Origin of the sequence: Nonomuraea sp. NPDC001636 (assembly GCF_040298265.1) — a bacterium.
Taxonomy (GTDB): Bacteria; Actinomycetota; Actinomycetes; order Streptosporangiales; family Streptosporangiaceae; genus Nonomuraea.
Genome location: NZ_JBEOZT010000019.1, coordinates 181,468 through 190,315 on the forward strand (window position 1 = coordinate 181,468; position 8,848 = coordinate 190,315).

General features: G+C 72.2%; 8 protein-coding genes. 4 read left to right on the plus strand and 4 right to left on the minus strand.

Annotated features, from left to right (window positions below):
• Positions 1-495: 495 nt before the first annotated feature.
• Positions 496-2,211, minus strand: a complete 1,716-nt coding sequence (locus tag ABT158_RS31410; protein WP_352359544.1) for a right-handed parallel beta-helix repeat-containing protein — start codon at positions 2,209-2,211, stop codon at positions 496-498.
• A 63-nt stretch (positions 2,212-2,274) separates the two neighbouring features.
• On the opposite strand from ABT158_RS31410, the gene ABT158_RS31415 reads away from it, so the two are divergent.
• A complete protein-coding gene (locus ABT158_RS31415; protein ID WP_352359546.1) occupies positions 2,275-3,174 on the plus strand; it encodes a TetR/AcrR family transcriptional regulator in 900 nt (299 codons plus the stop codon).
• Positions 3,175-3,306: 132 nt separating this feature from the next.
• Here the strand turns inward: ABT158_RS31415 and ABT158_RS31420 are convergent, their stop codons facing one another.
• Entirely contained in the window at positions 3,307-4,065 is a 759-nt protein-coding gene (locus tag ABT158_RS31420; RefSeq protein WP_352359548.1) for a hypothetical protein, read from the minus strand.
• Positions 4,062-5,189, minus strand: a complete 1,128-nt coding sequence (locus ABT158_RS31425) for a serine hydrolase domain-containing protein (protein WP_352359549.1) — start codon at positions 5,187-5,189, stop codon at positions 4,062-4,064. The genes ABT158_RS31420 and ABT158_RS31425 overlap by 4 nt, the downstream gene beginning before the upstream one ends.
• 127 nt (positions 5,190-5,316) lie before the next feature.
• Here ABT158_RS31425 and ABT158_RS31430 point away from each other — a divergent pair, with 127 nt between their 5' ends.
• The 3 genes from ABT158_RS31430 to ABT158_RS31440 all read left to right on the plus strand — a co-directional run bounded on the left by ABT158_RS31430 (position 5,317) and on the right by ABT158_RS31440 (position 8,359).
• On the plus strand, positions 5,317-6,261 hold the full coding sequence (locus ABT158_RS31430) for a ferritin family protein (RefSeq protein ID WP_352359551.1): 945 nt from the start codon (positions 5,317-5,319) through the stop codon (positions 6,259-6,261).
• Positions 6,261-6,737: a DUF2231 domain-containing protein gene (locus ABT158_RS31435; RefSeq protein WP_352359553.1), complete on the plus strand. Its 477-nt coding sequence runs from the start codon at positions 6,261-6,263 to the stop codon at positions 6,735-6,737. Before ABT158_RS31430 ends, ABT158_RS31435 begins: the two co-directional genes overlap by 1 nt.
• A 248-nt stretch (positions 6,738-6,985) precedes the next feature.
• The gene (locus ABT158_RS31440; RefSeq protein WP_352359555.1) at positions 6,986-8,359 is read left to right on the plus strand and encodes an MFS transporter; all 1,374 of its coding nucleotides are present in this window, start codon (positions 6,986-6,988) and stop codon (positions 8,357-8,359) included.
• A 15-nt stretch (positions 8,360-8,374) separates the two neighbouring features.
• Here the strand turns inward: ABT158_RS31440 and ABT158_RS31445 are convergent, their stop codons facing one another.
• Positions 8,375-8,662 (minus strand): hypothetical protein, encoded by a 288-nt coding sequence (locus ABT158_RS31445; protein WP_352359557.1) that lies wholly within the window; start codon positions 8,660-8,662, stop codon positions 8,375-8,377.
• Positions 8,663-8,848: the final 186 nt, after the last annotated feature.

Genomic DNA, 8,848 nt, shown 5'->3' on the forward strand with positions numbered 1-8,848 from the left:
TCGAACCGCCGTCGTGGAACCGCCGTCGTCATCGAGAGGCTTCCGTGTTGACCGGCAGCACCGTGCGCGGGGGTGAAGGTCTGGCACAGCCGTACAGCCTGGCGCGCGGTCATGGTGCAACGCACTGGCCCGACGAGGGCGAAAGAGACGCCGCCCGGATGGAGCACTAGCGGGATGATCTCGCGCCCATACGCGGAAGCCGCCAAGGCAGCGCAAGCCTTGGGGGAGCAAGTCCGGCAACAAGGGATCCCCGCCGTTTGGCCCCCCGAGCAACTGCGCACGCTTCAGGCTGGGGTGGACGGTCACTCCCATAGTGGATCAGTCCTGGGGGTCAGCTGGGCTTTTCTGTTGGGACTCGTCTTCCGGTCGCCGTCCAGTACCCCTCCGGCGCCACCACCACCAACGCCAAGTACGCCGGAAGCTGGATCGAACCCGGCTCCCGCACCTGGCCGGTGGCGGGCCATGCCTGGTTCTGCCGGAACATGCCTCCGTTCGTCAGAGGGCGCGGCGCGGGCCCGCCTGGGCGCGGATGGCGGTGGTCGCGGCGTTCAGTGCCTGCTCGTCCTTGATGGTGTGGTTCTCCTCGTACGTGACCCCGGGTGGCGGGGCGTCGTGGCCGAGCGGGTCGGCGTCCCAGAAGTTGCCCCGGTAGACGACGTTCTCCAGCGGCGGGCCCACGTGCAGCACCGCCGTGTTGTCGGCGCGCGCGACGACGTTCTCCTCCACCCGCACCCAGGAGGCGCCGTAGTCGGTGTAGAGCCCGAAGTTGTACGGCGTGCGGGTGTCCTCGATGACGTTGCCCAGCACCAGCGCCCCGTCGTCATGGGAAGCGCCCTGCGGCCCCGACACGTACACGCCGCCGCCGTCGGCCAGCACCTGCATGGTGTCGACGGTCCGGTTGCGGACGATCCGGGTGCCCTCGCCGGGCCCGGCGGTGATCCCGCAGTGCGGCACGTCCCTGACCTCGTTGTGCGCGACGACGCACCCGGACGTTCCCATCACCGCGATCCCCGGCGATCCCGGATATTCGAGCCCGACGCCGCGTATCAGGTTGTCCTCGATCACCGTGCCCCGGCTGCCCGTCACCACGACGGCCCCCGCCGAGAGCGTGTCGAAGTCGCAGCCGCGCACGACGTGCCCCTCGCCGCCGGACAGCCCCAGCCCGGACGCCCCCAGCCTGATGAACCGGCACCCCTCGATCACCACGTCCGAGCAGTCCTCGAACGTGACGCAGGCGGGAATCGTCACGGAAGCCGTGGGATACGTCACGGACGCCCCCTCGCCCAGCTCCGCCACGCCGACGCCGCCGCCCTCGTAGAAGCCGCTGCCGTGATAGTGCACGAAGCCCTCGGGGCGGCTCGGGCGCAACCAGGTCGCCTCGGCGAACGTCAGCCCGCGGAAGGTCACCCGCCGCGCGCCGGACCCGCGTACCAGGGTCTCCAGCGCCGGGGCGACCACCCGCGTACGGGCCGGGTCCTCGCCGGGACGCGGCAGGTAGCGCAGCACGTGGTGGCCCGGCCGTGAACGGTCGAGCACGAACGTGCCCGGCTCGCGCAGGAAGCTCGGGTCGTTCTCGATCCTGGTGGGCAGGCCGGGCCCGGCGGTGGTGGTGCCCTCCCAGGTGGAGTTGTACAGCTCGGCGGCCCACTCGAAGGCGGGCGTCGCCATGGTGATCACGGTCCGGCCGCCGTCCTGGGCGACGTCCGCGACGGGCAGGCGGCCCTCGGTCCACGGGTACACGCCGCGGTGGACGAACTCCACGTCCCGCGGGCTGGTCCAGGTCAGCGGCGCGGCGCTGTCGGTGACGTAGCCGGTGGCGGTCGCGGCCGGGGACGAACCGGGCAGCCCGTCGATCCCGGCCCGGGCGGCGCGGCGGCCGTCCACGTAGAGCTGGCGGGTCTCCAGGCCGCCGACGTCGGCCAGCCAGACGCCGTCGCGCACCTGCCAGCCGGTGATCGTCCGGCCGCCGCTCAGCACGGCGTCCTCCTGGTCGGGAGTGCCGTGGCCGTACGCCTGGTAGACGGTGCCCGAGTCGGCCCCGGTGAGCTCCAGAGGCTCGGCCAGCACATGGACGCCGCCCCTGAGGTGGACGACGGACTCCCCGCCGGACTCCCTGGCGGCCTCGCGGGCGCGGTCGAGGGTGGCGAAGGGGCGTTCGAGGGAGCCGGGCCAGGAGTCGTCCCCGCCGGGTGCGACATGGAAGTGGAACACAGGTTTCCCCTTTGCTGTTTATGGCGTACACGGAGTAATACACCATAAACGAGGGAGGTGCCAATGGCGCGAGGTGTGGCGGGGGACCCGGACCACGGGGTCGAGCTGCTGTGGCGGGACGCGGACCGGGAGCCGCGGCCCGGCCTCAGCCTGGGCCGGATCGTGCGGGCCGCGGTCGAGCTGGCCGACGCCGAGGGCCTGGAAGGGTTGTCGATGCGCAAGGTCGCCGACCGGCTGGGCTTCACGACCATGTCCCTCTACCGCCACGTGCCCGGCCGCGACCAGCTCGTGGACCTGATGCGCGACGAGGTGCTGGGCGAAGCCCTCGACGCCGCCCCGGAAGCCGCCCCGGACGCCCCGCCGGACGCCCCGCCGGACGTCGCCCCGGACGCCGATGGTGGCTGGCGGGGGCGGCTGGAGGAGGCGGCCCGGCGGGCGTGGGAGCTCCGCCTGCGCCACCCGTGGCTGGCCGAGGTGCGCGGCTCCCGCCACCTGCCGGGCCCGAACGCGGTCGCCCACTACGACCACATGCTCGGCGCGCTGACCGGCACCGCGCTGCGGCCGTCCGAGGTGGTCGCGGTGGTCGGCCTGCTCGGCCGGTTCGTGGACGCCGAGGCGCTGCTCCTGGCCGAGACCCGGCGCGAGGAAAGCCGCAGCGGCGTGTCCGAGCAGGAGTGGTGGGGCGCCCGCGACTCCCTGTACGAACGCCTCGACCGCTTTCCCGCCCTCTCGCGCCTGTGGGAGACCGGCGCCTGGGACGACCCGGAGGACTCCTTCACGTTCGGCCTGCGCCGCCTCCTGGACGGCGTCGAGGTGCTGATCCGGGAGCGTGACGAAAGCCGTGACGAAATATGCCCCGAGTGTGGCACCCCACTGGAAACCGCCCCCTCGGGCCGCCCCCGCGTCTACTGCTCACGAGCCTGCCAACAACGCGCCTACCGCAAGCGCAGGTCGGCCGGCTGACCCGACCCGGCGGGCCGGTGCGGTGCGATGCGGTGCCACGACGCTGCCGCTCGCCGTGGATGAGCAGGCGGTCGCGGCACCCACGGCGTAGCGTTCGTGCGGACCGTTCGGCGGCGGGGTCGCCGGATGCTCTCAGCCGATCAGGTTGTAGGCGGCGGCCACACTCAGGTAGGCGAGCGCGGCGAGGACCACGACGGTGCAGTGAACCCGCCCGGCCAGGGTCCACCAGCCCTTGACCCAGGCCATCCCGGCGGTGACCAGCGTCACCCCGGCCCCGGCCGCGGCCAGGACGGGCAGCGTGGTGATGGTCGTGAACAACGGGCTGCCGCCCAGGAAGAACTCGGCCTGGTTGGCGTCGAAGTCGGCGAACATCGCCGCGAGGGATCCGGCGGAGGCCGTGACGAGCACTGCCGTGATCCACGCGGGCAGCCCGGCCAGGCGTGGCCCGCGAACCGGCCGCCGGTGCGCCGTCCGCCCGGCTTCGGCGGCAGCCCCGATAGCGCCCGCGGGTGCGGGTCCGTCACTGGATCCGCCGGGCCTGCGGCGGCGGCGCGCCAGGCGTACGGCAGGTGCGAGGGGTCCGCCCACAGCCGACAACAGCAGCACGGTCAGGCTCACGCCGAGCACGCCGAGGTGCACCGTGGGCGACTGGTACCAGGCCAGGCGCTCCAGCGGCCCCGCCGGGTTCTCCGTGGCCAGCAGGCCGTCAGGGCGGAACCGGATGGTGCGGTAGCCGTTCTTCTCGCGGAACAGGGCGGGGGCGATCTGCGTCCACTGGCGACTCTCGGTGGGGCCGAGCGCGACCGCGCCGGTGGTGGTCAGGAGGCCGTCGCCGGTCGCGCTGACCGTCACGGTGCTGGTGAGCGAGCTGAGCTTGCCCAGGTCGGTCATGTCGGCGGCCAGGGCCGTACGGTAGGTGCCGGTGTACTGGGCGACGTCGGGCAGCGGGCCCGGCGTGCCGCCCGCCGGGGCGGGGGAGGGGCGAAGCGGTCGGCGAAGGCGTTGACCAGGGACCAGGCGGAGTCGGGGCCGCCCTTGCCGATGCCGTTGTAGGAGGCGTAGACGCCGATGCCCCGGTCGGGGATCAGCGCCATGATCGCGAAGTAGCCGGGAATGTTGCCCCGGTGCACCAGCAGGCGCCGGCCGTTCCTGAAGTACTCCTGGAAGCCGTACCCCATGCCGGCGGTGCCCTCGGCGTTGCCGAAGTGGCGGCTCTGCATGAGCCGCACGCTGTCCGGCCTGAGTATCCGCCCGCCACCGGCCAGCTGGGCCAGCATGAACGCGGCCATGTCGGTGGCGGTGGAGCGGAAGCCGGCTCCGTGCGGCGGCATGTGCCCGTATTTTGCCCCGTCGGCCCGGACCTGGTGGCCGTCCTGGAGACGGTAGCCGGGGGCCAGCGCCTGGGCGACGGGGGCGGGCTCGGGCTGGGCCATGCTGGAGTGCGTCATGCCGAGCGGGCGGAAGATGTTCTCCTGCACGTACTGGTGGAAGGGCAGGCCCGAGCGCACCTCGACCAGGTAGCCGGCCAGGCCCATCCCGTAGTTGGAGTAGACGGCCCTGGCGCCGGGCGGCCGGATCCGGGGCGGCTGGTGGTCGGCGAGGTGGGCGCCGAGCGGGTGCACATCACGGGCGGTGGCCGCGCCGGTGCCGAAGTCGCCGCCGGCGAACCCGGCGGTGTGGGTCAGCAGGTTCGCCATGGTGACCGGCCGGCCCGGGTAGGCGTCGTCGATCTTGAACGTGGTGAGGTACTGGTTGACGTCGGCGTTCAGGTCGATCCGGCCCCGTTCGACGAGCTGCATGACGGCGGTGGCGGTGATCAGCTTGGCCACCGACGCGGGGGCGAAGACGGTCCGCTCGGCGTCCACGGGACGGCCGGTCTCCACCTCGGCGACGCCGTACCCCTGGGCGAAGACACGAGCCGTGCGGGTCGCGGCGCCAGGAAGGCCGAAGGTGCGGTCGCCGGCTCTAAAATTCCGGCGTGCACGCCCTCCCTGGACGTGCTTCGTCCCGCGCATGAACCGCCTTTTGCCTCCGGCCCGCACGCTTCACCCTGCTTTGCCATACAGGCCGTTATCCACCAGCTTGGGCAGGTAAGTCCTCTGGTGATGGCCGCAGCTATCCGCACCAGGCGGGGAGGTCTACATGATCGCCTTGTCCGCACGCGCCCTCGTCACGGGCGCGTTCACCATCGCACTCAGCACGCCCGCCGTCGGCGCCCTAGCCGCATCCGCCACATCGCCGGACCAGCCCAGCCCGCAGACCCAGAAGGATCTCCAGCAGTCGATGCGCGGCGAGGCGTACGCCAATGCCACCTACCGCCTGTACGCAGCCCAGGCCCAGCGGGAGAACCTGCCCTCGGTGGCCCGCCTGTTCGAGCGCACCGCCGACGTCGAACTGGGCGAGCACTTCAGGGAGGCCGCCGAACTGAGCGGCCTGGTCGGCGGCGACGCCGAGAACCTGCGGGCCGCGGTGGCCGGGGAGACCTACGAGTCCCGGCAGATGTATCCCGGCTTCGCCCGCCAGGCCAAGGCCGACGGCGACGACCGCGCCGCCGCCCGCTTCTCCGAGGCCGCCCGCGACGAAGGCAGGCACGCCCGGGCGTTCGGCGTGGCCCTGCACGCCGTCGAGTCCGGCCAGGGCACCGTGCCGAAGCCGCCGAAGGCCGACGCGGTCCAGGTACCGCAGGGGAAGCCCCAGGTCCACGCCCGGCAGACCGAAACCGACCTGGACACGGCCATGCACGGCGAGGCGCTCGCGTACGCCAAATACCGGCAGTACGCCGAGCACGCCAAGAACCCGGCCGTGGCGAAGCTGTTCCGCGGCACCTCCGACGTCGAGCTCCACGAGCACTTCGCCGGCGAGGCCAAGCTGGCCGGGCTGGTCGGCAGCACGCACGCCAACCTGACCAAGGCCATCGCCGGCGAACAGTACGAGTCCCGGACCATGTACCCGGCCTTCGCCAAGCGCGCCGAGGCCGCGGGCGACACCCGGGCGGCCGAACGCTTCGCCAACAACGCCGAGGACGAAGCCGGCCACGCCCGCGCCTTCCAGCAGGCCCTGGATCAGCTACCCGAGCAGGGTTCCTGATGTTCTTCGGCCTGCCCCTGCACCCGCTGGTCGTGCACGCCGCCGTCGTGTGCCTGCCACTCGCGGCGCTCGGCACCATCTTGATGGCGTTCTGGCCCGCCGCGGCCCGGCGCCTGTGGCCGGCGGTGCTGTTCGTCGCCACCATCGCACTGGTCGCCGTGCCACTGTCGATCACCAGCGGCGAGACGCTGGCCCACACCGTCGGGGAGACCGAACTCGTCGAAGCCCACGAGGAGCAGGGTGAGCAGGTGCTGCCGTTCGTCATCGTGCTCTGGCTCGCCGCGCTGGGCCTCTCCGTGGCCACCCGATACATCCACCGCAGGCGCTCGATCTTCCAGAGCACCGGCCCGCGGCCGTGGTGGCACGCCGCCGCGGTGATCGTCCTGGTGATCATGGCTCTGATCGGCGGGGTGGGAGGGACTGTCGCCGTCGTACGGGCGGGCCACAGCGGAGCCCAGGCCGTCTGGACCGAGTAGGTTCCGCGCCGAGGAAACGGACGAGCGGGTCGAGCAGGTCGTGCTCGGCCCGCTTCGCCGATGGCGTCTTCGGCCCGGAGTGGGTCTGGCATCACGGCGGTGGCGAGTCGGGTGGCGGTGCCATCGAGCATGCCGGACGCGAACTCCTACGTTGACACATACCCTCGCCGGGTATATAAAGCCTCCTGAAGATACCCCTGGGGGGTATGAGCTTGATGGTGGCTGCGGTTGCCCGGGAGGAGACGGACATGGGATTGTTCGCGATTCGCGACTATCGGCGGCTGTTCACCGCTCAGGTCATCGCGTTGTTCGGTACCGGTCTGGCCACCGTCGCGCTGGGGCTGCTCGCGTACGAGCTCGCAGGTCCGCGGGCCGGTGCGGTTCTCGCCACCGCGCTGACGATCAAGATGGTCGCGTACGTGATCGTCGCACCGCTCGCGGCCGCGTACGTCGATCGGCTGCCCAGACGCCGGTTTCTCACGATCCTCGACGTGGTGCGCGCCGTGGTGGTGATCGCGCTGCCGTTCGTCACCGAGGTGTGGCACATCTACGTCCTGATCGGGCTTCTCCAGACCGCGTCCGCGGCCTTCACCCCGACGTTCCAGGCGGTCATCCCCGACATCGTGACCAAGGAGGCCGACTACACCCGCGCCCTGTCCGCATCGCAGGTGGCCTACACCATGGAGAGCCTGCTGAGCCCCGTGCTCGCGGCCGTGGCGCTCACCTTCATGTCGTTCAACCTGCTGTTCCTCGGCACCTCCGCCGGATTCGCGGTCTCCGCGCTGCTGGTGCTGTCCACGCGCATCCCCGACGCGCGCCCCAGTGCGCACACGAACGCCTGGGACCGGGCCGTGTCGGGGATCCGCACGTTCGCGGCCACCCCGAGTCTGCGCGGCGTCATGGCACTGAACCTGGTGGTCGCCGCCGTCGGCTCCATCGTGGTCGTCAACACCGTGAACTACGTCCGCGACGTTCTCGGCGGAGGCCAGTCGGACGTGGCCTGGGTGCTCGCCGCGTCCGGGACGGGGACGCTGCTGGTGGCCCTCGTCCTCCCGCGCGTCCTGGACCGGGTGGCGGACCGGTTCGTGATGCTCGCCGGTGCCGCCGTGCTGGTGGTCGCGGTCGGCGCGGCGGTCACGATGTCCACGGCGGGCGTCGCCGCACCCCTGGCGACGGGGGTGATCTGGGTGGCGATCGGCGGGGGGATGGCGCTGATCGTCACGCCGACCGGGCGGGTGCTTCGCCGGGCGGTCGATCCCGCCGGGATCCCCGAGGTCTTCGCCGCCCAGTTCTCGCTGTCCCACCTGGCCTGGCTGGTCACCTATCCCATCGCCGGGTGGGTCGCCACGCAGGCGGGCTTCACGACCACCTGGACCGTGCTGGCGGGCCTGGCGGTGATCGGAGCCGGCACGGCACTGGTGGTCTGGCCGCGCGACAAGAAGGCCGAGGTCGAAGAGCGTGCGGCAGTGGCGGGCCGGCCACGCGCCGGCAAGGCCGAGGCCGCAGGCCGCGCCGCAGTGGCGGTCGCTGCCGCCGGGACCGAAGCCGCCACGCGGGAAGCGGCAGAGGTTGCGGAGAGCACCCTCGCGGCCTGCCAGTGCGCCTGCGTTCGCACCGTCTGAGTCGCCGGCCGACGGTCAGAACTTGCCGGGCTCGAACCTCCGGACGAAGACGTAGGTGTCGGATCGGCTGACCAGATCGATCACTCTCCTGCGCGGGTGCTCCAGCATGGTGACCTTCACGCATTTCAGCGTGACCCGGCGCCGGCCGAGGAGCGCGTCGTAGGAGAGGTACATCTTGTCGAAGCCTCGGTTGTTCCTCATCCCGACGCCCAGCTGTGTGCGGAACGTCCTGGAGCCCGGCGGGTTGAACGGTTTGGCGGCCACGATCGCGTCGGTGGCCTCGGTGGGGCAGCGTACGAGCACGCGAACGTAGCTGTCCTGACGCGGGCGACGTGGCCTGATCTTGACCCCCGTCCAGTTGCCGATCCCCGCCGGGGGGGGGGGGGGGGGCCCCCCCCCCCCCCCGGGGGGGGGGTGAAAGGCACAATAGCCCCACACCACCCGACGGGGGGGGCTCGCGGCGCCCCGGGGGGGCCGCGCCCACGGGCC

What these genes read in the sequence shown, in the direction of transcription:
- ABT158_RS31415 (WP_352359546.1), top strand. Translation starts at nt 2,275, where the DNA reads ATGGCGCGAGGTGTGGCGGGGGACCCGGACCACGGGGTCGAGCTGCTG.
- ABT158_RS31420 (WP_352359548.1), bottom strand. Translation starts at nt 4,065, where the DNA reads ATGACCGACCTGGGCAAGCTCAGCTCGCTCACCAGCACCGTGACGGTC.
- ABT158_RS31425 (WP_352359549.1), bottom strand. Translation starts at nt 5,189, where the DNA reads ATGCGCGGGACGAAGCACGTCCAGGGAGGGCGTGCACGCCGGAATTTT.
- ABT158_RS31430 (WP_352359551.1), top strand. Translation starts at nt 5,317, where the DNA reads ATGATCGCCTTGTCCGCACGCGCCCTCGTCACGGGCGCGTTCACCATC.
- ABT158_RS31435 (WP_352359553.1), top strand. Translation starts at nt 6,261, where the DNA reads ATGTTCTTCGGCCTGCCCCTGCACCCGCTGGTCGTGCACGCCGCCGTC.
- ABT158_RS31440 (WP_352359555.1), top strand. Translation starts at nt 6,986, where the DNA reads ATGGGATTGTTCGCGATTCGCGACTATCGGCGGCTGTTCACCGCTCAG.